Origin of the sequence: Limosilactobacillus mucosae, assembly GCF_046939755.1 — a bacterium.
Taxonomy (GTDB): domain Bacteria; phylum Bacillota; class Bacilli; order Lactobacillales; family Lactobacillaceae; genus Limosilactobacillus; species Limosilactobacillus mucosae_A.
Window position 1 is genome coordinate 63049 of record NZ_JBKZAY010000004.1, and the last position, 25020, is coordinate 88068.

25 protein-coding genes are annotated in these 25020 nt (G+C 46.6%); 8 read left to right on the forward strand and 17 right to left on the reverse strand.

Features of this window, described 5'->3' with window-relative positions:
- Positions 1–56 precede the first annotated feature (56 nt).
- From trpA to ACLUWI_RS02575, 8 genes are all read right to left on the reverse strand, one after another.
- A complete protein-coding gene (trpA, locus tag ACLUWI_RS02540) occupies positions 57–833 on the reverse strand; it encodes a tryptophan synthase subunit alpha (RefSeq protein ID WP_412146030.1) in 777 nt (258 codons plus the stop codon).
- Positions 826–2010 (reverse strand): tryptophan synthase subunit beta, encoded by a 1185-nt coding sequence (gene trpB / locus ACLUWI_RS02545; RefSeq protein ID WP_412146031.1) that lies wholly within the window; start codon positions 2008–2010, stop codon positions 826–828. The genes trpA and trpB overlap by 8 nt, the downstream gene beginning before the upstream one ends.
- 25 nt (positions 2011–2035) lie before the next feature.
- A complete protein-coding gene (locus tag ACLUWI_RS02550; protein ID WP_412146032.1) occupies positions 2036–2662 on the reverse strand; it encodes a phosphoribosylanthranilate isomerase in 627 nt (208 codons plus the stop codon).
- 30 nt (positions 2663–2692) lie between these two features.
- Complete coding sequence (trpC, locus tag ACLUWI_RS02555) at positions 2693–3487, reverse strand: indole-3-glycerol phosphate synthase TrpC (RefSeq protein WP_412146033.1); 795 nt, start codon at positions 3485–3487, stop codon at positions 2693–2695.
- Positions 3484–4506 carry an anthranilate phosphoribosyltransferase gene (trpD, locus tag ACLUWI_RS02560; RefSeq protein WP_412146034.1) on the reverse strand — a complete coding sequence of 341 codons (1023 nt, stop codon included), beginning with the start codon at positions 4504–4506 and terminating at the stop codon, positions 3484–3486. Before trpD ends, trpC begins: the two co-directional genes overlap by 4 nt.
- Entirely contained in the window at positions 4499–5083 is a 585-nt protein-coding gene (locus tag ACLUWI_RS02565) for an anthranilate synthase component II (protein WP_412146035.1), read from the reverse strand. The genes trpD and ACLUWI_RS02565 overlap by 8 nt, the downstream gene beginning before the upstream one ends.
- On the reverse strand, positions 5080–6561 hold the full coding sequence (locus ACLUWI_RS02570) for an anthranilate synthase component I family protein (protein WP_412146036.1): 1482 nt from the start codon (positions 6559–6561) through the stop codon (positions 5080–5082). Before ACLUWI_RS02570 ends, ACLUWI_RS02565 begins: the two co-directional genes overlap by 4 nt.
- 138 nt (positions 6562–6699) lie before the next feature.
- A complete protein-coding gene (locus tag ACLUWI_RS02575; RefSeq protein ID WP_412146037.1) occupies positions 6700–6861 on the reverse strand; it encodes a hypothetical protein in 162 nt (53 codons plus the stop codon).
- 539 nt (positions 6862–7400) lie between these two features.
- Between ACLUWI_RS02575 and ACLUWI_RS02580 the strand changes: the two genes are divergently transcribed.
- Complete coding sequence (locus ACLUWI_RS02580) at positions 7401–8774, forward strand: glutamate--cysteine ligase (protein WP_412146038.1); 1374 nt, start codon at positions 7401–7403, stop codon at positions 8772–8774.
- A 294-nt stretch (positions 8775–9068) separates the two neighbouring features.
- Here ACLUWI_RS02580 and ACLUWI_RS02585 read toward each other — a convergent pair whose 3' ends face one another.
- Genes ACLUWI_RS02585 through ACLUWI_RS02595 form a run of 3 tightly spaced genes read right to left on the reverse strand, consistent with a single transcriptional unit; the run spans position 9069 to position 11085 of the window.
- Positions 9069–9575, reverse strand: coding sequence for a YbhB/YbcL family Raf kinase inhibitor-like protein (locus ACLUWI_RS02585; RefSeq protein ID WP_412146039.1), 507 nt, complete (start codon positions 9573–9575; stop codon positions 9069–9071).
- Positions 9576–9605: 30 nt separating this feature from the next.
- Positions 9606–10367 (reverse strand): SDR family NAD(P)-dependent oxidoreductase, encoded by a 762-nt coding sequence (locus tag ACLUWI_RS02590; RefSeq protein ID WP_412146040.1) that lies wholly within the window; start codon positions 10365–10367, stop codon positions 9606–9608.
- Position 10368: 1 nt separating this feature from the next.
- A complete protein-coding gene (locus ACLUWI_RS02595; protein WP_412146041.1) occupies positions 10369–11085 on the reverse strand; it encodes an IclR family transcriptional regulator in 717 nt (238 codons plus the stop codon).
- 367 nt (positions 11086–11452) lie between these two features.
- On the opposite strand from ACLUWI_RS02595, the gene ACLUWI_RS02600 reads away from it, so the two are divergent.
- The 3 genes from ACLUWI_RS02600 to ACLUWI_RS02610 are packed head-to-tail and all read left to right on the forward strand — an operon-like array spanning position 11453 to position 13326.
- On the forward strand, positions 11453–11785 hold the full coding sequence (locus ACLUWI_RS02600; RefSeq protein WP_412146042.1) for a metal-sulfur cluster assembly factor: 333 nt from the start codon (positions 11453–11455) through the stop codon (positions 11783–11785).
- Complete coding sequence (locus ACLUWI_RS02605; protein WP_169461744.1) at positions 11766–12002, forward strand: DUF1858 domain-containing protein; 237 nt, start codon at positions 11766–11768, stop codon at positions 12000–12002. The genes ACLUWI_RS02600 and ACLUWI_RS02605 overlap by 20 nt, the downstream gene beginning before the upstream one ends.
- Positions 11995–13326, forward strand: a complete 1332-nt coding sequence (locus ACLUWI_RS02610) for a DUF438 domain-containing protein (RefSeq protein WP_412146043.1) — start codon at positions 11995–11997, stop codon at positions 13324–13326. The genes ACLUWI_RS02605 and ACLUWI_RS02610 overlap by 8 nt, the downstream gene beginning before the upstream one ends.
- Positions 13327–13427: 101 nt before the next feature.
- On the opposite strand, the gene ACLUWI_RS02615 is transcribed toward ACLUWI_RS02610, so the two are convergent.
- Positions 13428–14411, reverse strand: coding sequence for an asparaginase (locus tag ACLUWI_RS02615; RefSeq protein ID WP_412146044.1), 984 nt, complete (start codon positions 14409–14411; stop codon positions 13428–13430).
- Between the two features lie 665 nt (positions 14412–15076).
- On the reverse strand, positions 15077–16159 hold the full coding sequence (gene xerS, locus ACLUWI_RS02620) for a tyrosine recombinase XerS (protein WP_412146045.1): 1083 nt from the start codon (positions 16157–16159) through the stop codon (positions 15077–15079).
- Positions 16160–16323: 164 nt separating this feature from the next.
- On the opposite strand from xerS, the gene ACLUWI_RS02625 reads away from it, so the two are divergent.
- Positions 16324–17919 (forward strand): SEC10/PgrA surface exclusion domain-containing protein, encoded by a 1596-nt coding sequence (locus tag ACLUWI_RS02625; RefSeq protein WP_412146046.1) that lies wholly within the window; start codon positions 16324–16326, stop codon positions 17917–17919.
- An 18-nt stretch (positions 17920–17937) separates the two neighbouring features.
- On the forward strand, positions 17938–18759 hold the full coding sequence (locus ACLUWI_RS02630) for an HAD-IIB family hydrolase (protein WP_412146047.1): 822 nt from the start codon (positions 17938–17940) through the stop codon (positions 18757–18759).
- A gap of 50 nt (positions 18760–18809) precedes the next feature.
- On the opposite strand, the gene ACLUWI_RS02635 is transcribed toward ACLUWI_RS02630, so the two are convergent.
- The 3 genes from ACLUWI_RS02635 to ACLUWI_RS02645 form a co-directional block, all read right to left on the reverse strand.
- Positions 18810–20189, reverse strand: coding sequence for an aspartate ammonia-lyase (locus ACLUWI_RS02635; protein ID WP_412146048.1), 1380 nt, complete (start codon positions 20187–20189; stop codon positions 18810–18812).
- 270 nt (positions 20190–20459) lie between these two features.
- On the reverse strand, positions 20460–21311 hold the full coding sequence (locus ACLUWI_RS02640; protein ID WP_412146049.1) for an alpha/beta hydrolase: 852 nt from the start codon (positions 21309–21311) through the stop codon (positions 20460–20462).
- Positions 21312–21416: 105 nt separating this feature from the next.
- Entirely contained in the window at positions 21417–22262 is an 846-nt protein-coding gene (locus tag ACLUWI_RS02645) for a DegV family protein (RefSeq protein WP_412146050.1), read from the reverse strand.
- Positions 22263–22438: 176 nt separating this feature from the next.
- Here ACLUWI_RS02645 and ACLUWI_RS02650 point away from each other — a divergent pair, with 176 nt between their 5' ends.
- Positions 22439–22996, forward strand: a complete 558-nt coding sequence (locus ACLUWI_RS02650) for a DUF1836 domain-containing protein (RefSeq protein ID WP_412146051.1) — start codon at positions 22439–22441, stop codon at positions 22994–22996.
- A gap of 147 nt (positions 22997–23143) precedes the next feature.
- Here the strand turns inward: ACLUWI_RS02650 and ACLUWI_RS02655 are convergent, their stop codons facing one another.
- Positions 23144–23938, reverse strand: coding sequence for an alpha/beta hydrolase (locus tag ACLUWI_RS02655; protein WP_412146052.1), 795 nt, complete (start codon positions 23936–23938; stop codon positions 23144–23146).
- 156 nt (positions 23939–24094) lie between these two features.
- Between ACLUWI_RS02655 and ACLUWI_RS02660 the strand changes: the two genes are divergently transcribed.
- Positions 24095–24973: a YitT family protein gene (locus tag ACLUWI_RS02660; protein ID WP_412146073.1), complete on the forward strand. Its 879-nt coding sequence runs from the start codon at positions 24095–24097 to the stop codon at positions 24971–24973.
- Positions 24974–25020 lie beyond the last annotated feature (47 nt).

Below are 25020 nucleotides of genomic sequence, written 5' to 3' on the forward strand. Positions count from 1 at the left end.
TAATTGCCACTGGCGAAACTGAATTTCTTTGCTAAGTACTACTCGATCAATGCCCATCAAAGGTCGCGAATGGCGTCTTTCATTGACCGTACATAGTCGGCAACCGGCTGAACGCAGTCTTGACCGTATTTTTCACACAAGCGGACAATCGCCGAACCTACAATGACGCCATCAGCCTGCTGAGCCATTTTACGGGCCTGAGCTGGCGTGCTGATCCCAAAGCCAACCGCACAGGGAATATCTTGTTCATGCTTAACCAACTTAACCATGGCACTGATATCAGTGGTGATGGTATTACGCACGCCGGTAACCCCTAGTGATGAGACACAGTAAACAAAGCCGGCCGCGTCTTGGGCAATCATTTTTATTCGATCATGTGAGGTGGGCGCGATCATTGAGATCAGTTCAACGCCCAGTTCTTGACCAACTGCGGCAAACTCGGCCTTTTCTTCATAAGGAACGTCAGCCAGGATCAAGCCGTCAATACCAAGATCCGCGGCTTTTTGCAAAAAGCGGCGCGTGCCATAGTGATAGACGACATTGGCATAGGTCATGAAAACCAGGGGGATCTGTGTCTTTTGACGAATCCGCGCGACCATTTCAAAGATCGCATCGGTAAGCGCGCCGGCATGCAAAGCTCTAAGATTGGCCGCTTGAATAACGGGGCCTTCCGCGGTAGGATCCGAAAATGGAATCCCCAGCTCAATCAAGTCAGCACCAGCAGCCTCCATCGCGTAGACCAATTGTTCAGAAATCGCCAATGAAGGATCGCCACAAGTAATAAATGGAATGAATGCCTTGCCATTTGCAAAGGCGTTTTTAATTTTAGTCATAGATCTTCTCTCCTCGATAACGGGCAATTGCAGCAACGTCTTTATCACCACGGCCGGAAAGCGTGACGATGATGATCTGGTCAGGACGCATCTTTGGCGCAAGCTTCATCGCATAGGCAACGGCATGCGCGCTTTCGATGGCAGGGATGATGCCTTCAGTGCGGGACAGGTACTCAAATGCATCAACGGCTTCATCATCAGTGATCGGAACGTATTGCGCTCGACCATTATCGCGCAGCATGGCATGTTCAGGACCAACGCCTGGATAATCCAGTCCAGCTGAGATGGAGTAGACAGGGGCAATCTGACCAAACTTATCTTGGCAGAAATACGACTTCATACCATGAAAAATGCCGCGCGTACCAACTGCCAGCGTGGCCGCTGTCTTTGGCGTATCAATTCCCTTGCCAGCCGCTTCACAGCCAATCAGCTGGACGGATGGATCATTGATAAAGTTGTAGAAGCTGCCAATCGCGTTGGAGCCGCCGCCAACACAGGCAATTACGGCATCCGGCAGGCGGCCCTCGTCTTCAAGAATCTGCTGACGGCTTTCCTTAGAGATCACGGCTTGAAAATCACGCACGATCGTTGGGAAAGGATATGGTCCCATGGCCGAACCCAAGACATAATGCGTATCGTCAATTCTTCTGGTCCATTCGCGCATGGTTTCGGAAACCGCGTCCTTCAGCGTGCCGGTGCCGGACTCAACGGCATGAACCTTAGCCCCCAGCAGTTTCATACGGTAAACGTTTAAAGCCTGGCGCTCACAGTCGACCTTGCCCATGTAGATCTCGCATTCCATCCCCATCAATGCCGCAACCGTCGCGGTAGCAACCCCATGCTGGCCAGCACCGGTTTCGGCAATTACACGGGTCTTGCCCATTTTCTTAGCCAGCAGGCACTGGCCGAGCACGTTGTTGATCTTATGAGCGCCGGTATGATTAAGGTCTTCGCGTTTCAAGTAGATTTTGGCGCCCCCCAGATTCTCAGTCATATGCTTGGCATAGTAGAGCATTGAGGGACGGCCGGCATATTCGTTGAGTAGCTTGGTGAGCTCTTGTTGGAACGCGGGATCGTTTTGATAGTGGCGGTAGGCATTTTCAAGCTCAATTACCGCGTTCATTAAGGTTTCTGAGATATATTGACCACCAAATTCGCCAAATCTTCCTTTTGTCATTTATTTTCCTTCTTTCTAAATCGCTTTAAAAATTCAAGTTATGTCTTCTGACGATCGCAATTACTTTTTTAACCTTGACTGGATCCTTAATTCCTTGCGTCTCAACGCTGCTGCTGAGATCGACGGCGTTTGGATGCAGCGCTTCGATTGCCCGATCCAGATTATCGGCATTCAATCCGCCTGCCAGAATAAACGGCCGCTTGATTGCGACATCGCTGACCAGCTGCCAGTCAAACGGCTGACCGCTGCCAAGCCCCTGATCAAGCAAAATCAAATCGGCTGGCGAATTCAGTGCCACGATCAAGTCTTGGCGCTCGTGAATCAGATAGGCGCGGATCACTGGACGGTGCGTAGCTTGTTGAATTCTGCGCACATCGGCATCAGTTTCGTGACCATGCAGCTGGGCCATGTCGATAACACCATCATTAAGCAGGCGGATAATTTTTTCTGCCGGCGCGTCGACAAATACGCCAACTGATCTGATGCTGGGATTCAACTGACTCGTCAGCAATCGCAGCTGTTCTTCAGTTATAGAACGGTGACTGCGCGGAAAGTCAACGATAAAACCAGCCAGATCAGGTTGATAGCAATTAACCATTGCAATGTCTGCCGATCGTTTCAGTCCGCATATCTTGATTTGGCATCCAGACAATTCAATCAACTCCTTTCAGTGATGATTCAGCTAATCAAGGGGCCCACCATTAAGCTTTTTTAGCATCCGCGCCTTATCAGGACTGCGCATCAAAGTCTCGCCAATTAGGACGCCATTGACGCGATTGTCCTTCAGCTCTTGAATGGCTGCCGCGTTTTTAATGCCGCTTTCAGAAACGAATAAAACGTTATCGGGAACCAGCCCGCGCAATTGAATGCTGGTGTGGGGATCAACCGTGAAGTCGTTCAGATTGCGATTGTTGACGCCGATAATCCGCGCGCCGCTTTTAAGAGCCCTTTGCAGTTCGGATTCATTATGAGCCTCAACCAATGCATCCATACCAAGACTTTGTGCCAGTTGTCGATACTCAGTCAGCTGCTCAACGGAAAGCAGACCTGCAATCAGCAGAATCGCCGCCGCGCCCAATCGCCTTGCCTCATAGATCATATAGGGATCAACGATAAAGTCCTTACGCAGCACTGGAATCGTTACTGTCTGAGCGATCTCTTGCAGATATTGATTCTTACCCTTGAAATAAAATGGTTCCGTCAAACAGGAAATCGCTGCTGCCCCCGCGTTCTGATAGTCAAGCGCGATCTGACGGTAGGGGAAATCTGGCGCGATCATCCCCTTGGAAGGCGAGGCGCGTTTGACTTCGCAGATATAGGCCAGGCTGGCATTCTGCAGTGCCTGATAAAAAGAGGGAACCGGTGAAGTCTGGGCTAAAAGCCGCGCTGACCGAGCAACATCAGCCAGGGGATGCTTCTGCTCAGCGGCAACTACTCGCTGTCTGGCCTTGGCAGCCAATTCATCTAAAATGCTCATGCCAACGCCTCCTGATTGGTTATAGTAATAAACTGCTGGAGCTTTTGAGCGGCCGCGCCACAGTCAATCGTTTGTTCCGCCAGCTTGACGCCTGCTTTGAGATCAGGCGCTGCGCCAGCAATATACAGCGCAGCCCCGGCATTCAGACAGACGGCTTGGCGTTTGGGTCCTTGTTCTTGACCATCTAAAATGGCACGCGTGATTGCCGCGTTTTCTTCCGGAGTACCACCGATCAGATCAGCAGATGTACAGAATGAATAGCCAAAATCAGTCGGCTTGATCACATAATTAGTAAATTGATTGCCATTGATCTCACAGACGGTTGTTGGCGCGCTCAGTGAGATTTCGTCGAGTCCATCCTGGCCAAATACGACCATGCCGCGCTCAACGCCCAGCTGATGCAAAACGTGGGCCAGCGGTTGAACCAGCTTTTCATCAAAAACGCCCATGACCTGGCAGCTGGCACTGGCAGGACTGGTCAGCGGCCCTAGAATGTTAAAGATCGTGCGGATACCGAGCTCTTTGCGAACCGGACCGACAAAACGCATGGCACTGTGATAGCGCTTGGCAAACAGAAAACAGATGTCGGTGTTTTTAAGTACCTGCTCATTTTGCTGAGGCGCCAGATCAATCTTGACGCCCAATGCTTCCAGACAATCGGCCGCGCCAGATTTTGAAGAGGCGGCGCGATTGCCATGTTTGGCAACCGGGACGCCGGCTGCGGCAACGATCAATGATGCCGTCGTTGAGATGTTGAATGAATTGGAGTGATCGCCGCCAGTCCCAACGATCTCAACAACTGGGTGATCGGGATGAATCTTGGTGCCAGCTGCGCGCATTCCTTCTGCTGAAGCCGTAATCTCCGTAACCGTTTCGCCTTTCATTGCCAGCGCAGTCAGATAACTGGCGGTCTGCACGGCTGACGCTTGACCACTCATCAGCTCGTCCATTACTTGACGGGCTTGACTGTAGGTGAGATCTTCTCGGTTGACTAATTTTTTAATTGCCTGTTCAATCATGATTTACTACCTCCAAAAAATTTTTGATTATCTGCAGTCCGTCAGTCGTCATAACGGACTCAGGGTGAAACTGAACGCCAAAAAGCGGCGCGGTAACGTGTTCTACAGCCATGACTTCTTGATTTTCATCATCAGATACTGCCGTCACTTTTAGATCAGGCGGCAGAGTAGCTGCATCGGCGACTAATGAATGATAGCGGGCCGCCTTAAAGGTTGGGGGGAGTCCCTTTAGCAACCGGCTTGCTGACAGCTGACGGATGGGCTCTCGTTTGCCATGCATCAGCTGCTTGGCATAGGTAATCTGGCCGCCCAGTGCCTCACAGATTGCCTGGTGTCCCAAACAGACGCCTAAAATCGGAATCTTGCCGGTAAAATGACGAATCACGGCTAGGCAGATACCGGCATCTGCTGGCCGGCCGGGTCCTGGTGAAAGAACGATTGCTTGAGGATGCATAGCCGCAATCTCCTGAACGTCTTTTTCATCATTGCGGATGACTTTAACGTGTGGATCAACCTTGCCAATTAAATGGTAGAGATTATAAGTAAAGCTGTCGTAGTTATCGATTAAAAGAATCAATTTTCTAAACCTCCTTCAGCTGCCAAAACGGCCAGTTTAACGGCGCGGGCCTTATTTTGGCATTCCTTGAATTCCTGGCGCGGAACCGAGTCGGCAACGATCCCCGCGCCCGACCGAATGCCAAGCTGATTGCCTTGTTTGGATACGAAGCGAATTGCAATGCAGATATCCAGATTGCCGGCAAAATCCAGATAGCCGATCCCGCCGCCATAAACGCCCCGCTGATCCTGCTCCAGTTCTTCAATAATCTGACAAGCGCGGAATTTAGGTGCTCCGGAAAGTGTCCCTGCCGGCAGTACGGCATCCACCACGTCAATCGCGTCATGATCAGGACTAAGCTGACTTTTGATGGTGGACCCCAGATGCATGACTTGAGAGAAATATTGAATCTGCAGGTATTTTTCCAGATGAACAGTGCCAATCCTTGAGACCTTGCCTAAGTCATTACGTCCCAAGTCAACCAGCATGTTGTGCTCAGCCAGTTCCTTTTTATTGGTCTGCAGCTCTTTAGCCATGGCCTGATCCTCAGCTGGTGTATGACCGCGGCGGCGCGTGCCAGCCAATGGAAACGTGCTTAGCTCACGACCATTTACCCGAGCCAGCGTTTCTGGCGAGGCACCCGCCAATTCCAAATCATCACTGGCAAAGTAGAACATATAAGGGGAGGGATTGCTGGCACGCAAAATGCGATAGGTGTCAAACAGACTGCCAGAAGCTTGAGCCTGCAGTGGATTGGAAAGAATCATCTGAAAAATATCGCCTTCATGAATATAGCGTTTAGCGCGTTCGACTTTCCGACAATATTCATCAAGATTAAATCTGGGCGTCAGCGGCGTTTTCAGCTGCAGAGGGGGAAACTCTTTTTTGACGGCACTGGCCAGGTCGTCTCTCATCTGATTGATATTAGCCTGCGCTTGTTGGTATGAATTTTCAAAATCATCGGTCATGACACCGCTGATCAAATAGATTTTCTGCTGATAATGGTCAAAAGCAATCACATCATTAAACAGCATCAGGTCCAGATCTTTAAAGCTGCCATTCCCGGCAAGGCTCAGCTTGGGTTCGCTGTATCTCAGATAGTCGTAGGCAAAGTAGCCGACCAGACCGCCAGTAAATGGTGGCAGTTCTTTCATAACGGGACTGTGATAGTTTTTGATGATCTTTCTTAGCGTATCGCCAGGATGCTTGACTAAAAAGGCATTGGATTTCTCCCCGCCAGCGTATTTTTGTCTGATGGTCATCAAGCCGTTTTGACAGGTGATTTCCATTTGGGGATGGTAGCCTAGAAACGAGTAGCGGCCACGACTGCCATCCTGACTGGCGCTTTCCAGCAGATAGCAATGCTGACTGTGGGCGCATAGCCGCTGCATGGCTGCGACCGGCGTAATCTGATCAGCAAGCATTTCTTGATAGACGGGGATTCGCTGATATTCATGGGTCTGCATGATTTCTTTGATTTTCTTGATTTCTGGCTGCATAGTTTTGATTCTCCTTTGCATGATAGGGTTCTGATCGGGACCAATAAAAAAACTCGTCCCCACCAGAGTCGTGCTCTTGGTCAAGGACGAGCTGTCTGCCCGCGGTGCCACCTTGTGTGACGATTTATCATCGTCCGCTCATTGCAAAACAGATAACGCCTGCTGCTGCGTCGTGGAATACTCAAGCGACTGCTTTTTCACCACGCCCTCAACGGTCCATTTGGCAAGCAGCTGTTCGGTCTGGCTCTCAGTTCCCCAGGCTCCCTGTGCGCGCTTGACTTGCTTTGATCTCCGTCTCATTGGTTTAGGATGAAAACCCAGCAGATACTTGAAAATAAAAAACCGCATTGGCCTGATTGGCTATGCGGTCGCTCTTTGATTGAAGATTGTACCGGCATAGGTCTTCTTTGTTTACAGTGTAAAACGAAGCAAACCTACACCTTTGAAATGTAAGTCTACTTTAACCGATGCCAGCTTTGCCATGATTGACTCATAAATTTCATGTTTACAATCTTCCTTTCGTTTGGTTTTTATCATGATATTTTAATTTCAAGCAGATGTCAATCAAATTTTTTATAATTTTGTTTTAATATTCTGGAATCGTTTTCGCTGGTTGTCTCGGCACAAAACGGACTTTAATTTTTATATACATGGCTTTAAATTATAAAGTCCCCGGTTACCCAACGACAATTACTGTACGACATCCGAGCAGGCGCTTGATTTCAATTCCAAGCTGCCATTATTAAAATAATTAAAGAAAATCGTTAAGACGGTTGAAAAAGATAAGATTTTCGTTATAATAGACCAAATTTAGTTAATAAACGCTGGGAGGCGAGCCAATGTTTAGCAAGATTGGACAGATTATATTTGACAATGAGGCCGTTTTAGAGGCATCCGACTTTAAGATGGGGCTGGAGATCGAGATGCAGCGGGTGGATGAAACCGGTCATCTGAGTCAAGAGCCATATCCCGACACGATTGGCGATGAAAAGGTCAATCCATGGATCACCAATGATTTTTTGGAAACCATGTCAGAGATCGTAACGCCACCGGCTGACAATGCTACTGATGCAATACATTATCTGTACAGCATTAATACTGTTTTAAGAACCGCGCTGTCACCGGGAGAATTGCTCTGGCCATTATCGATGCCACCAATTCTGCCTAAGGATCGTGCCAAGATTCAAATCGCGCACGCTGGTCCCAAAAAAGAGGCCTACTTTAAAGAATGGCTTAAGCACCATAGCATTTCAGAAGGAGCTCCATCGGGCGCGCATATCAACATGAGTATCAATGATGATCTGGTCGAGTTGGTTTATAAGCAGCTACCACAGCGTTTTGAAAACAAGGTCGCTGCCCAGAACTATCTTTATCAGATCATCGTTCAAGGCTTTATGCGCTATCGCTGGTTTTTGACTTATTTATTTGGTGCTAGTCCGATTGCTGAGGCCAACTTTTTTGAAAATGGCGAGCAGCCGTTAAAACGCCCCGTCCGTAGCATTCGTCAGAGCCAAAAGTATGGTTTTGAGAATAAATTCCCCGGCGACTACTCCTCAGTTGAAAACTATGCTAAAAAGGTCATGAACGCGGTTAAGGCTGGCAAGCTGCAGTCAGCGGCCGAATTTCATGGACAGGTTCGCTTTAAGGGCAACAGCGATTTAAACAAGATGGTCAAAGAAGGCGTTGACTACATCGAACTGCGCATGCTGGATCTGGATCCGACCAGTTCCGTGGGGATTCGAACGGGGACTTTGCGCTTTATTCGCCTGTTGGCCGGCTACTTTATTATGAGCCCATCATTAAAGGAGAGCGAGGCTGGTCGCGTGATTGCCCGTGCTGATGAGATGAATGAGCACGTGGCCTTGGAGGACCCGACCGCGCCGTGCGAGTATGCACCAACTGCCAAGGCTTTGATTCGTCATCTGCAGCTGTTTGTCAACCAGATTCAAGCAGGTCCTGAATATCAAGAAATTCTGGATGATCTGGAATATCGGATCAACCATCCTGAAACCACACCAAGCGGTCAGCTGGTCGAAAAAATCAAAAACAATTCCTTGGTTGACTATGCGCTGCACCAAGCACGCAAATACCAAGATGGTGCCATTCAAGCCCTGCGTCCATTCCGCGGCTTTGAGGAAAACAATGGCAACATCAGTGCTGATGAACTAGCCAAGGAACTCTTTGAAGGAACTTGGCGTCTAAATAAGTCATAAATAAAGATAAAGTCGGTTTGGAAATCATGTGATCTTCAAACCGACTTTTTTATATCATTTTAAATTGTTGTTCATTGAATCCAGTCACTGCGCATTATTGAGAAACGAGCTAAATCGTCAATGAGCGTTAAATCACTTATACAAAGGGCCCAAAAAAAGATTATGGTCTATAAAAGCATTCTCAAAAGGAATCCTGATCATTCAGCGAATCGTTGCTGGAGATTGCCAAGACCGTTTATTTTAACCTTGCTGATCTTTTAAAAATCTTCGTAAAGTGTTCAAAGAAATGACTGATTATGGCCGACAGGGAACGTCACATTTTGCTTTAGCCAGAACATGACCTTCGCTGGCATGCAACAGCTCATTCAGCCAAAAACCATCCTTTAAGTCCAGTTCACTATCTAGCGCGTAGACGGTCAAAGTATAGTGATGAATGGTTGCTGGCGGCTGTGGTCCAATATATCCTTTGGCTACGCTAGGATCAGCATTGGCCATGGGACTGGCATTACTGTTTCTGCCTTGAATGAACATATCATTTGACTGACGACTGGCATTAGCCGGTAAATCAGTAATGGAAGCTGGCAAGTTGGCGCCTAGCCAATGAATCCAAACAAAGCCGCATTCAGACACTGCATCAAAATCGACAAACGTCCAGGCAAAGGTTTTAGTTCCTTGCGGTAGATCTTCAATATGGATTGGAAACGATTGGTTGGGGCAGCCAGCGGTTTTAAGTTCAATTGATGCGTGCTTACTGTATTCGTCTGGCAAAAAGCCATTTTTAATGGGAACCGAAATTTTCATTTTACCTTACCTCAACATTATTTTTATATTTTAGTCTTGAACGGGTTGGTTGCTGTATACTTCGTAGCCAGTTGATACTGGCAGATTAACCCCAGTAATTGAAGCTGACTCACCATTAACCAGGAACCAGACAGCTTGAGCGATATCCTGAGGTTCAACGATATGACCAAGGGGACTGGCTTCGTTAAACTTCTTAATTACAGCCGGTGGATTAGCCTGAAACATTGGGGTATTGGTAGGCCCTGGGCAGATATTATTTACACGAATCCCTAGGCGACCATAATCTAGGGCCATTGACCGAACCAGATTTACAACGGCTCCTTTGGCTGCACTGTAGGCCGCCATGTTATAATCACCACGCAGACCAGAGATCGATGCAATATTTACGATCGAACCTGATTTTTGTTGAATCATTTGCGGTACAAACGCTTTCGCCATCAAGAAAATCGATTTTACATCAACATTCATGACCATATCCCAAGTCTCTTCCTTAATTTCATGCAGAGCACCCTCTGCAAAGACGCCCGCATTATTAAGCAGGGCATTGATTTCAGGATATTTGGCATATGCCTGCTGGGCCATAGCCATAACAGAAACGGAATTAGCAACGTCAGTCTGGACAAAAAGAATCCGTTCCTCACCATATTGTTGTACCAGCTGTTGTGCAACTTTTTGTGCTTTTTGCTGCCGGTTCAGATCAGCCATCACAACATTCCAGCCACGTGCCAAAAAAAGTTTAGTTGTGCTGAGTCCCATTCCAGAACCAGCACCAGTAATTACGATCGTTGACATTTTATTCCTCCATCATTATATTGCTGAGTTGTCGACTGTAAGTCTTTAATGAATTCACAATTTGACTAATTTTACGACGGCTCAGATTTTTAATTGGGGCGGAAGTTCCTAAACAGGCAACGGCTTGATTCTGTACACAGATTGGCACGGCCAGACAGCGCAAGCCAATTGCGTTTTCCTCATCATCAAGCGCATAGCCTTTATGACGGATAACGGCAAGATTTTGTTTTAATAAAGCCTCTTCACGAATTGCGTAATTGGTTCCACATTGTTGACTAAGCTGCGGCAGAGGATCTTCGCCAAATGCGATCAGACACTTGCCCATGGCGCTGATATTGACTGGCAATCGTTCGCCAAGCTTGGTCGAATCATCAGGATGCTGTGACCGGGGGACTACTTGAACGATTAAAACCTCATCATCATCAAGTACGCCAACATAGATTGGCAGATTGAATTGACTGACGAATTTCTGCATAATGCCAAAGCTTCGCCAACTGTTCATGATGGGATGATGCAATGGTTGCTTTTTTTGCCAGTTAGCGCGATATTGCGGACCAACTTTTTGCAAAACCTCCAACTCAACCAGCGTTTCTGCCAATCGATATACGGTTGCCTTGGGAAGATCAAGTGCCGTCATAATCTGCTGTAGCGGACTTGGTCCATTTATAGATAGATATTCTAGAATTCGATAGGCTTTAATAACCGTTGTAGATGTCATATTTCTTCCACCTCATATTGAGCATATCAAAATATTAAATGACTACAATTTTTCGTTTATTTTCTCATTATTTGAAACAAAAGCCCAATTAAAAAACGAAAGATCAGCAAACAAAAACGGTGCTGATTTAAACAAACCTGAATCCAGATATTAAGTTAGTTTGGAAATCATGTGATCTTCAAACCGCCTTTTTTTATATCATTTTAAATTGTTGTTCTTTGAATCCAGTCCCTGCGCATTATTGAAAAACAGGATAAATCGTCAATAAGCGTTCGATCAGGACTGAACTTGAGTGGCAAAAAATTAATAAGGAAGTCAGCAAGCCATGCTAAAATAAAGCGCGAAGAAAAGGATTAGGAGGGATGAAATGACCCCAATTGAGCAACAAGTATGGGACGCGTTAACCGCTGTAATTGACCCTGAGCTTGGCGTCAGCATCGTTGACCTCGGCTTAATATATGAAGTTGAGGTTGATGACCAAGGATTTTGCAGTATCAAGATGAGTTTAACGACACCTGGCTGTCCCTTAAGCAGTTTTTTACAAAATGACATCGAAAGGGCCGCTAGAAAAGTGCCAGCCATTCGTGATGCTCGCGTTCAGCTGGTCTGGTATCCAGTCTGGAGTATTGCCAGAATGTCGCCCAAAGCACGCCGTCAGTTAGGAATTGGAGGTAGCCTGCATGACCAGCAAAACCGTTGACTTTAGCCAGCCAGTATATGATCTTGCCCAACAGGATCCTGATTTTGTCGCTATTATGGTCGAAGCCGGCTTTGATAAAATCAAAATTCCAGGGATGCTTGACACGGTCGGCCGGTTCGTCAACATCAATCGGGGCTGTCTAGCGATGAATATTGATAAGCACCTTGTAATCGACACTTTTAAACGACATGGGTATGAGGTGATTAACCATGACTGAACAGCATAATCTCCATCAGCGTCAGCAGCAGCTGGTTAAGATTCTGACTTTTTTAAGCGATGGTGGCAATTTTGATCAGGCCAAGCAGTTATTTGATCAAGAATTTGCCAACGTTGACGTAGCTGAGATTACGGCAGCCGAAAGAGAGCTCATTGCCAATGGTTTGGATCCGCGTGAGATTCAAAAATTATGCAACGTGCATGTAGCACTGTTTAAGGATGCCATCGCGCCGAGCAAGCCAACCGCTGCTTTTGATACTCCTGGACATCCCGTCTACACACTGAAACTGGAAAATAAAATCATTGACTCTTTAATCAATGATGAACTGCTGCCCTGTCTTAAAAAATGGCAGCAAGATGGCGGTGAGAACGAATATCTCAAGCGAATGCAGCAGGCCCTAAAAGATCTGATGACCATCGATCGGCATTATGCCAGAAAAGAAAATACCTTGTTTCCACTAATGGATAAATATGGCATTACGACACCGCCCAAGGTCATGTGGGGCGTTGATGACGACATTCGCGGCTATATCAAAAAAGCCTGTCAGCTGGTCGACCAGCAGCCATTGCCCGATAAATACGTCATTGAGGCAGCCGTAGAAAAAGCCGCTCAGGAAGTATTGGCAATGATCGTTAAAGAAGAAGACATCATGCTGCCCATGTTGGCTGAGGTTGCCACGCCTGCTGACTGGGCCCGCGTACGAGCAGATGAGGATTCGATCGGCTATACGCTGATCTCACCGCCAATCAATTGGCAGCCTACCGAACAGGAGCTTGCTGACGCGGCAAAAAAGCCCACCAACTCCGCACTGGGCCAGCAGTTTAATGAAATCGCCAAACAACTGGCCGCCACTGACGCACAGGTTAACCAAATCACTCAGCCAAATCATCAAAAACCAGCAGCTAACTTGCCAGTTGATCCACAAGCCAGAATCGATCTGGCAACCGGTCAACTGAGTCCGGAAGAATTGATCGCGATCTTTAAGCTGCTTCCAGTTGATTTGACCTTTGTCGACGCGGCTGATCAGGTCCGTTGGTATTCAGATATTCCCGATCGTATCTTTCCCCGGACCAAGAGCGTGATTGGGCGATCCGTCTATAACTGCCATCCTCCCAAGGCCCAGCCCAAGGTTAAGAAAATTCTTACCAGTTTTCATGAGGGGACCAGTGATCGCGAAGAATTCTGGTTTAACCTGCATGGTGAGCGTTTTATCCATCTGGAATACATTGCCGTTCGTCGTAAAGATGGCACCTATCTGGGCTGTCTGGAGGTTGGACAAGACGCGACTTATCTGCGTAGCCTCAAAGATGAGAAGCGCCGTTAAGAAAGCAGCGCTGTATTGGTTAGTGAAAATTTAACATAATATATAAACTGTGAAAATAAAAAACGACTCCTAAATGTAGATAGGGGTCGCTTTTTAGCAGATTAGTATTTAAAAAAGGTCTGCCGAATCGCGGCAATGTCGTTAGTCTGGGTCAGACAAAGCATCAGCAGAATTCTGGCTTTATAAGAGGTGAGGGTGTTGACCCCAATGAAGTGATCGTGCGGGTCAAAAATCGGTTCGTCAAAAACGATTGAATTTGATACCCGTGAGCTGCGCACGACGACCACGCCCTGTTCAGCCAACGCGTCCAGTTTCTGGCGCCAGGCTTGAGAATAGTTGCCGCTTCCGGTTCCAATTACTACCAATCCATCGCAGTCTTGTCCCAGTCGTTCTAAAATCTCAGCCGGGGCCCCAGCGTAATAGACTGCCACGCCAACCTTAGGTAATGCTGAATATTCAAGCTGCGAAAACTTGGAGTGAATCGTGTGTTTTGATACCGGCCGACTGGTAATAAAAACCTCGGCGTCACGCATGTATCCCAGCGCGGCATGATCGTTCAGACTGCTAAAGGCATCGATTTTATAGTTGTTGATCTTGGCAATATCGCGCGCCGAGTAGATCGTACTGGAAAACAGGCAGACCACGCCGCAGTCATAGGTCTGATCATCTGCTGCCAGCGCAACGGCTTGGTAGATGTTGAAGGGACCATCAGCACTGGTAGCAGTTGCCGGCCGCATTGCTCCCGTCAAAACGACCGGCTTGGCAGTATTGACCGTCAAGTTTAGAAAATAGGCGGTTTCTTCAATTGTATCGGTACCATGCGTAACCACAATGCCATCCACGTCATCACGAGCGGCTTGCCGATTGATGGCCTCGCGCAGCTGCAGCCATTTTTGCTCGTCCATTTCATTGGAATCAACGCTCATTAAAGGAATCATTTCAATATTGGCTAATTTTCCCAGTTGGGGCACACTCTTTAAGATATCAGCTACCGCTACCGTTCCTGCCCGATATTCAGTAGTCCGGCCAGCTTCACCACTGCCGGCAATCGTACCACCAGTTGCAATAATCACGATATTCTTCAAAATCTCACATCCTTGTTTGATTAATGGTTTTAATGATACAAGAAAGATATGAAAATTTAAAGCAGATATTTTTTTACATAATATTGTAGACGTTAATTATACTGAGTTGACCGTCTGTCTGATCTTAAATCAGCCTGATTAACAGCTAAAAAACAACAAGCCGATTTTTAAAAATAAGCATATAACAGTCTTACATGATTTTTTGCTGATTAAAAACCTTGATTTAACGGCATTTACGGCGGTTTAGTGTAAGATTCTTTTATCAAAAGTGTCTTACAATTATCGTTTTAACACTAAAAATCAGCCCAAAACAGGGTAAATGCAGAATTTGGCTCTCAGACGCACTGAAATTAATCTGCGTGGGTAGTTGGTCGTTTGAATGCGGCTGAGCGGCGATTTTGTCAATGATAATTTGCCAAAGATTTTAGCAGCTGTTTTAAGTGTTCTGGCCTAAGCTTATTATTGGCAGGGATCATAAGTTATCGATAATGTTGCAGAGAAGGGGGATTTAACTTTGATTGGCTAGCATGCCAAATTGGTAGCTTAAATAAAGAACCGGCTGAATGATAAATATTGGCATCTCAATTAAATGTTACGTTTTAAATATTATGTAAAATTAATACTGATAAAAAGATCTGCCTAGCCATAGCCAGACAGAATCTTGGTTATTCATTTTGCGGCGCTTGGTTTGCCTGCTCGCTGATTTCTCTTAGCGCTGCCTTTTGTTCTTTTTGATCAACGTGCGTATAGAGGTCGGTAGCCGAGGTGCCTTTTTGTCCTAATTGCTGGGAGACCAAAACCTGATCCTTGGTTACGTCATACAGCTCCGAGGCCAAAGTGTGGCGCAGTTTATGCGGGGTCAAGGGATGGCCGAATGCGGTTGAATATTTTTTAACCATTCGTTCAATGGCATTGGCCGTGATTCGCCGCGTTTTTCCTTGGTAAACCGTCAAAAAGAAGGCTTGGTCCTTTTTGGTAGCCCCGTAACGCTGAGCTCGCAGATCACGGTAGTCTTGAACGTATTTGACTGCCCATGGAGCAATTGGCACGCTGTCTTTTTGGCCACCTTTACGGGTAACGTCCAACATCTGCTGCTGCCAGTTGATATCATTAACATTAACATTGGCAGTCTCAGAAACCCGGATCCCAGTCCCTAAGATCAAGGCAACAATGGCAATGTCGCGTTCCTTATTGCGTCGGTATGCAGGCAATGAACGCTTGTCGCAGATCTGGGGATAACGATTTTCAATAAAATCTATGAAATCAAACTTCATCTGACCACGATACATATGCGCGGCCAAGGCATGAGCGCGATAGTTCAAGGTTTTGGTATCATTTAGCGAATTGATCTTGAGCATGACGTTGCGCTCGAAATAAGGCTCGCCATCGTTGTTGTCAGCAGTTACCGTCAAAAACTTAAACAAACTGCGCAAAGCATTGATTGAACGATTAATTGAAGTTGGCGAGTTGACGCGTCCTTGAGCATTGGTGGTGTGGAGCAGATGATCAATATAAAGCATGATGTCATCGCGACGCAGGTGTTCTAAAACTGAAGTGGGAATTTCTCGATTGGACTTGGCGTCAACCAGGCCGCTGGCACGCAGCCAGTCCATGAACCGACGAATCTCGGTCAGATACTGGTAGGTCGTTGTAATGGCATGATTGGTTCCAAGACGGTATTCATTAACGTAATCTGGGAGCCGCGACAGTTCCTCATCGATCAGTTTCAAATACTTATCGGCTTCCATGTGTTTCCTCTTTTCTATTTGTTTCTACTATTATATAGTATCAGATTTGCCAGCAAGAATCTTGCTAAGTTTTGAGCAAGGTTTGACATAAAATGCGGAAATCGGTAAAGTAAATATTGAGATTGGTTTGACCACCAACTTGTTTGATAAGGGAGTAATCTAAGATGAAGAATAAACATTTAAAACAATCGGTCTTAACGGCAGGGGTGATCGCTGGCGCGGCTGTTTTTGGCGGTGGCTGGCAGGAAGCCCATGCCGACACCGTCAACAATTCAACTGCGCAAATTACGACGGCTAATCCGAATACTACGGTTTCAACCACCGATGCGCAATGTGCCGTTGCCAGTGCCCAGGCCGCCGTTTCTCAGGCTCAGCAAAGAGTCAATTCAGCTTCTGCCGCCGTGGTCTCGGCTTCAGCAGCTGTTAATTCGGCTTCAGCAGTTCAAAACAGCGCGGCCAGTGCAGCTAATGCCGCGCAGAGTAATTATGCCATTGCCAGCGCGGCAGCTCAATCACAAATGCCGTCCAGTGCTGAACAGGCCGCCACTTTAAACGGCAGTACGATTGACATCAAAAATGCCAATCTAAGCATGTTTGACAATTCATCATCTGATGCGTCAGCCAATGTTAAAAATCAGATTGGCGAGACCAACGTCACTGAAAACTGGCATTTCAATCAAGCGACCCAGAGATACGAAATGGATCCCAGTCTCAAAGATGCCTTAACCGTCGTACCAACACTGGATGATGAAAGCATGACGCTTGATCCAACCAAACTCACGCTGGCTCAGCAAAGCGAGATCAGCAATTATGTGGCCGCTTTAATCAATCAGATTCGGGCTAAGTTTGGGCTGACTGCTTGGATATACAACGACTTGACCCTGGCCCAGGCATTAGCGATCGTTAATTACGCCTATAATGATCCAAAATGGAATACCAATATAACTCGTGATCATAATCGTGAAATGGTATTTAACAACGTCAATTATGAATACGGTGAGGGAATTGACTCCGTAAAGGCTGATTGGGAAAATATTGGTCTGATGAGTGCTAATGAAAAACAACCTGACGTTATCAGCCGAATCGTTAAGACCATGGGCGATTTAAAGCGCGCTACCACAGTCTCAATTTGGGATATGCTGTTTAACGATGCTCACTCGCAAAACAGTCATGCCAGAATGCTGCTGAGCTCCAACACTGAATACGTTGGCGTGGCAATGGACAACTATGGAGTCTTACATATCTATGGACTGATTCCATCGGCACTGCAAAAGGTCAATGAAACACAGACGGCTTTAGCCAATGCCAATAAAGACGTCGAAACGCAAAAAGGAAACCTGAGCAATGCAGAGAAAGAATTAAACGATGCCGTCGATGCCTTGGACAAAGCACAAGATGCCTTAGAGAAAGCCAATCTGCTGATGGCGATTGAAGCCGTTGCCAAGGATACGACCCAGACATCATCTTCGCAAGACGCTAATTCCAGCACTAAGACGTCAACCAGCAAGTCACAAAAGCAGAACAGCCTTAAAGACGTTACGGTCAAGGCAACCAGTGAGCCAACAAAGGTCAGTCAGGCTAAGCACGGCAACAGCCAGCTTTTAAGCACCTCTAACGCCATTACGACTGCTGAGCCATCAATTCTGGAACGGCTCCTGCCACAGACCGGCAATCGTAATGGTTTTGGCATGACGATTCTGGGAATGCTGATGGGGATGCTGAGTTTTGGTTTCTTAGGTCTGCGTAAGCGTCGTTATTAGTTAAAATGAGCTACTAGATTGAAATGGGGGATTGCCTTGTATCGCTATATCGCAACTGATGTCGATGGCACCATGCTTGACAATCAGCATCAGCTAAATTCCGTCGCTTTGAATATGGCGTTAAGTAAGCTACAGCAGCAGAACGTTTCTTGGATCGTGGCTAGTGGTGACAGCTATCGATTTTTAAAGAAGTGTTTTGCGCCTTGTCCATTGATTGACACGTTTATCTCAATCAATGGCGCACTGATCGTTAAACAGGGGAAGGTTGTTTTTGAAAAAACGCACTCCAAGTCGCAGGTCAATGAGCTGATCAAGGCTGTCAACGCATTGCCAGTCGCGCCAGATGTGATTCTGCTGACAGGGTGGAGTCATACCTGGGGCACCAGGATTTCTGATCTGAACGCCTGGCCGTTTGGCATCAATATCAATTTCGTTGATGATCTAAGTCAGGTTGAGGATAAGATCTATAATGTTAATCCCATCTGGTTGAACGATCAAGTCACGCCTGATCAGATCCGCGGTTTTGCGCAAGACATGATCAGACGATATCCCGTTTATGCGACCTATAGCGGTTTTGGCTGTATGGATGTCTTACCATTAGGCGTTAATAAAGCTGTTGGATTAAAAGAGCTGATTATCAATGACGATCATGATCAGCTAAAGAGTGTCGTAGCCTTTGGTGATTCATCAAACGACCGTCAAATGCTGCAAGAAGCCAGTCTGGGCGTAGCCATGAAAAATGCCAGCCCTGATATTTTAAAGCTTGCCAACCGCGTCACCAGTTATGATAACGATCATGACGGCGTATTACGCGAAGTTCAGTCCATCTTCAATCTATAAAACCAAACAGGCCCAGCATTGCCGCTGAGCCTGTTTTTCATTAAACAACGTTATTTAACAAAGAATGCGGTCGGCGCCAAGGCTTGATCCAATTCAGCCGTTGTTAGTCGATCACCAACCAGTTCACGAATCGGCCGCTGTTCCTGCAAGGCTTTTTTAACCAGATGACTGACGGTTTCGTAGCCTAAAAGCGGTGAAAGGGCAGTAGCGGCTTCCGCGGAAGACTCAACCATCTGCCGACAGCGCTCCACGTTTACGGTAATTCCCATCAAGCAGTTCTCGTTAAGCGTCTGTAGGGCACTATTTAACAGGCGGGCGTCATCAAACAAGTCAAAGAACATCACCGGTTCAAAGGCGTTGAGTTCCAATTGTCCGGCTTCGGCAGCCATAGTGATGGTCGCGTCATGACCGATCACCTGGTAGGCAGTCTGGGTTACGAATTCAGGAATAACCGGGTTGACCTTACCCGGCATAATTGAAGAACCGGCTTGACGCTGTGGCAGATTTAGTTCACCAAGACCGTTTTGTGGACCCGATCCTAATAGACGCAGATCATTGCACATTTTAGAAAGATCAACGGCCAATGACTTGTAGGCGCCCGAAAGCTGAACGTATTCATCAGTGTTCTGCACGCCATCAATCAAATCTTCACAGCCTTTTACCGGCAACAGCGTAGCGTTCTGCAGCTCCGCGATTACGTTTTCGAGATACTCATGCGTGGCAGTCAAACTGGTCCCAATTGCCGTTCCGCCCAATGGCACTGTCAACAGCTGATCGCGGGCAGCTTTAAGGCGTTTGAGGTCACGTTCCAACAGTGAGGCATAGGCATGGAATGAACGGCCAAACGTGGTTGGAATCGCGTCTTCCAATTGAGTACGTCCCATTTTAAGCGTGGTTTGGTATTTTTCAGCCAGCTGTTTGAGCGTCGCAATTACTTTTTTCAGCGTTAGCGACAGACGATCCGTAAGCTGAATCATCGTTAGGTGGCCCGCGGTTGGGTAGGTGTCGTTGGTTGACTGCGACTTGTTGACGTCATCGTTGGGGTTGACCAGCTGGTAGTCGCCTTTTTGTCCATCCAGCAGTTCAATCGCCCGGTTGGCAACGACTTCGTTAACGTTCATGTTGGTACTCGTGCCAGCACCGCCTTGAATCGCGGGGATGGCAAATTCATCTTCATATTCCTCAAAGTGTGCTAACAGATCCTGACAGGCATCGATAATCGCCAGCGGAACACGCTCATCATCCCAGCGGCCTGCTTTTTGGTTAGCTCGTGCACAGGCCAGCTTAACGCGCAGAAAGTTCTTGATCAGTTCCCGATCATTGATGCTGCTGACGGCTGGAAAGTTGCCGCGCGCCCGAACTGTATGAATGCCATAGTAAGCGGTTTGAGGGACACTTTGAATACCAAGTGAATCGTGTTCTTTTCTCATTATTAACACACCTTTCAAAAATCAATCTGCTTTCTCTTTATGGTTTAAGACTTTATCACCAGCCAACTGACATGTAAACCAATTTAGGAGACAAACGAATAATTGCAAGTTTTATTCGATTTTAGTTGTTAAAAAAAGAAAAATCAGCTTGTTTTTATGATTATTTTAATTATTCTTTGAATTTTATACTTGATTTATCGACTTGAATTAAACTAGACCAATTAAAAACAGCACCGTCTTAAAGCCCAGACGATGCTGTTTTGATTTTCATTATTTCCCCCATAAGAAATTGATCAGCAGAGAATCAACCTGTGAGTTGCTGTGTAATTTGCTGTGCTGAGCCCGAGAACCTTTAATTTCATGCTCGGTATACGATTGGGCAACTGGCGACACCAGGTAGCGTAGTGATTTAGATGAGTTGTTTGGTACCGTGCCATCAGAATTCGAGCCATCCTGTAGATTGCCATAGATATTTAGAATCTTGACGCCGGTTGGATAAGTCGTTCGCAGCTTGGTCAGCTCACGATAGAAACGATTGGTCACGGTCGGCTTGCCATCCGCAGCCAGTTTTGACGATGCCTCGTCCTCGCCATTCAAGCCATTGAAGTGTCCGGCAATGTCAACTTGCTTTTGCAGTTTAGGCAGTTGTTGGCTGTGGGGATGATCCAAAAGACAGTACATAATGTCCATATTGCCCATTGAGTGGCCAACCAAATTCATCTTTTTGAAACCCCATTTTTGCTTGGCCGCGCTCAAAACGTTGAAGGCCCACTGACCGTCAGTATGATAGTTGGTTTCCCGCGGGTTTTCATAGTTGACCTCAATAATCGGATTAATGGCGTTGGCCTTGATCTGACCATGAAAAGTAACCTTGCCAGCGCGATCGACATTTGCCCAGATAATCGTATTGGTCGCTCCAGCTCGTTTTGCCGCGTTAGCCATATGTTCTTCAGCATGGCGGCTGCTACCATAACCATGAAAAAAGAAGGTCGGCGTCTTGGATTGAATAAACTGCTGAGCTGCCTGGGCTCGCTGCCACCAGCAAATTCCACTGCCAATTATCGCCAATCCTAAAATCGCCAGTAGCAGCCACCGCCACTTTTTAAAAAGAAATCCGTGCATTTTTAAGTCTCCCAATTTGAATTTCTTCTAGCATAGTGGTTTTTAGACACTAAGTAAAATATCTTTTACTGTTGATAGGATACAGATTTAAGCAAAAAAAGATGATTATTGCTGTTCATGACCCTTGACAAAGCCAATCATCAGACCGCCTTGCTCGGCATAAAAAGTGCACAGTCCACGGCATTTGCCAATTACTACGCTAGCGTTGGGATACTCAGCCAACAGCAGCTGTCGGAACCGTTCGGCAGCCTCTTGATTTTGTACGTGATCGATTCTAACCGCGCCACCTTGATAGCCTTTTTGTTCCATCTGAGTAATCAAAGCCTGAAAGCATTTCTTTGGGCCACGTGCCTTGGTCAGCATTTTGAAGCTACCCTGATCAGCCGTACCGATCACACGCAGATTCATCAAGTGCGCGACCTTAGCCAAGACGGGGCTGATTCGACCGTTTGCCGCCAGATTATCCAGTGAGCCCAACGCAAAGATCAGCTCAACTTGCGATTTAAATTCATTTAAGGACATCACGACCCGCTCAAATGACTGACCACTATTGATCAGCTCGGCCAGTTTTTCGGCCATCAAATGCATTGCCGGTCCAGCCGAAAGCGAGTCAAAAACATGAACCTTAGCACTAGGATGAACTTCAAGATAAATTGCCGCGGCCTGCTGAGCGGTGTTATAGCTGCCCGACATTTTGCCAGTAATCGTCAAGACGTAGATTTCATCAGCATCTCCATAGGCGGCCAGCCACTGAGCTAGATTAGGACATGAAGAAGTGGCCGGCTGACTCGTTTGCTGCAGAGCCGCTGTAAAAGCAGGCAGGTCAAGGGCTTCATCATCAGACCAGATATGCTCTTCAATTGTTAGGGTAAGCGGAACATTAACACATGCAACGCTTTTGATTGATTTTTCCAGCAGATTGGCGCCGGAATCAACTACGATCTTTTTCATTAATAGTTACCTCAATTACATTACCGGTTTTTCAAAAACTCTTTACTTGAAGTTTAGTTGATCCGATTTCCAACGTCAAGTTTTTTAAAAACCGCAAAGAGAATTTTAAATACTATTAGTTTAATTATCAAGATTTTGAGCTATAATACTTTTTGATTGAATTATGAAAGGAAACCATGATGACCAAGAGAGAACAAAAAATGGCCCAAGATCTGATTGATTTTAAACTGCCACGCTATCAAGAGCTACCGGATGTTGGTCTTTATCTCGAACAGACGACCAATTATCTGAATCAGTGTCTTTGTCCATTAGGCGACGTTAAGCTGACCAGCTCTATGATCAGCAACTATGTGAAGCATGGTTTGATCTCACGGCCGCAAAAGAAGCTTTATCAAACAGAGCAGCTGGCTGAGCTGATGTTTATCGCCGTGGCTAAAAACGTCCTGCAGCTGGATAATCTGAAGCTGGCAATTCAGATTCAACACCAGAGCTATGACACGCAAACTGCTTATGACTATTTTTGCGAAGAACTGGAAAACGTCTTAAGATACGTATTCGGGTTGCAGGATGAGCTGGCAGTAGTGGGCCATGATCAAACCGAACAAAAACGCATGCTGCGTAACCTGATTATGACGGTCAGCCACAAAGTCTATCTCGACAAGTATTTTGAAACCTTGTCTGACAGCGAATCAACGCTCCGAGTGCCAAAACAGCCACATCAATCACGACCATGACAATGAAAGAAGCGTTCGATCAGCAGTTCAGGCAATCGTCAAGAAATCACAAATGCCGGATCGGATCCAATTTGGATGATCAAACCCAGCCGTTGTCATTAAAAAAGCGCTGAATCGTCCTTGAGAGGAGTGATTCAGCGCTTTGATCTATTTCCATAAAAACTTGATTACGGTATTCTGTACTTGCGGGTTGTGCATCAGCTGATCATGATCAGTGCGCGTACCCTTGACTTCCTGTTCTTGATAACTCTTGGCTCGCGGCGTTACCAAATATCTTAGCGCACGCGATGAATTGTTGGCAACGGTTCCATCCGAATGATTACTTTGGTTACCGTAAATATTTAAGACAGCGCTTGACTTGGGATAGGTCTTTTTTAAGCCAAGCAGCTCTTGATAAAGCATGTTCATATGATAGGGGCGGCCGTTTTTCATCAGCTTTGAATCGGCGTTTGGCTGAATATGAGTACCATTAAAAGGGCCAGCGACTGCAACCTGTTTGGCAAGGCTTGGCAGCTGACCAGTATCAGCATATTTTGTCAGACAGTTTAACAGGCCCATATTACCAGTACCGATTCCCACCAGGTTCATAGTCTTAAAATGCCACTTAGCCCGTGCTTGTTTAATAACTTGATATGACCATTGTGCCGTTTTGGAATAGCTGCCTTCATGCTTGACAAACTCGACTTCGATTACGGGTGTCGCTTCTTTTGTCAATTGTCCGCTTAGCTTAACTTTTCCTTGAGTACTGACCTTGGCATGCAAAATGCTTAGCTTCACGCCATCTTTTTGCGCGGCTGTAATCAATGGTGTCTCGTCACGCTGACTACCGGTTCGATCATGAAAGATAAACGTTGCTGAAGTCGTGGCGGCGTGTGCTTGAATCGTCAGCATCAACATTCCCAATATGATTCCTAATAACAGGCTCCATTTCTTTTTCTGCATCCCATTGCCTCCCAATTTGATTGCTTTCTATTATATCGTTAAACAGCGTAATTTGACTAATCAGCGTGTTTGCGTCTAGAATTTAGTTATTTAAGCGGCTGCCTAACGAGAGAAGCAGAATTGATCGAACATGAATTAAGAAAGGCGGGTGATGCAATGTTCAAGCAGGCATCGACCAACAAAGTAAGGCTGCTGGATCTGTTGATGATTACGATCGGCTGCGGTATTTATGCACTAGGATTCGTTAAGATCAACATTGCCAATCGATTAGCGGAAGGCGGGGTTACCGGGATCTCTTTGATTATCTATCATCTATTTCATGTTGATCCATCTATTTCGACGCTTTGCATCAACATTCCGCTGATTATCATCGGCTATCGGCTGTTGGGACGGCGCGCTTTGATCTATACCGTGTATGGCACGATCTGGCTTTCAATCTGGATCTGGATTTGGCAGCGCGTGCCATTCACCCTGGATATTCAGCATGATCTGTTTATTTCTGGGGTCTTGGCAGGTCTGATCGGCGGCTTTGGCTCAGGGATCGTCTACCGTTTTGATGGTACGACGGGCGGGTCGGATGTCGTCGCGCGGATGTTTGAAAGGCATCGCGGCGTTCCCATGGGTCGTTCGCTTTTAATCTGTGACGCGATTGTTTTAACGGCCTCGCTTTCCTATATCGATATCCGGAAAATGATGTATACGCTTTTAGCATCCTATGTCTTTTCCAAGGTGGTCAATTTTACGCAGGCCGGCTCTTATCCAGCACAAGGTTTCATCATCATCTCGACCCAAACTGAGGAAATCAGCAATCAAATCATGCGGCAATTGGAGCGGGGCGTGACGCTGCTGAAAAGCGAAGGTGCCTATTCTCATCAGCCAGGCCAAGCCCTCTATTGCGTAGTAGCCTCTGAAGAAGTCGTCACCTTAAAACGCCTGATTAATGATATCGATCCGCATGCCTTTATTACCACGTTTGACATTGCCAGCGTGGAAGGCGAGGGCTTTACCTATGATCTGCCCAACCAGCCGCATTAACCATATTCTCCTAGAACTGGCGCGAGTTTTAGGAGATTTTTTTGTTT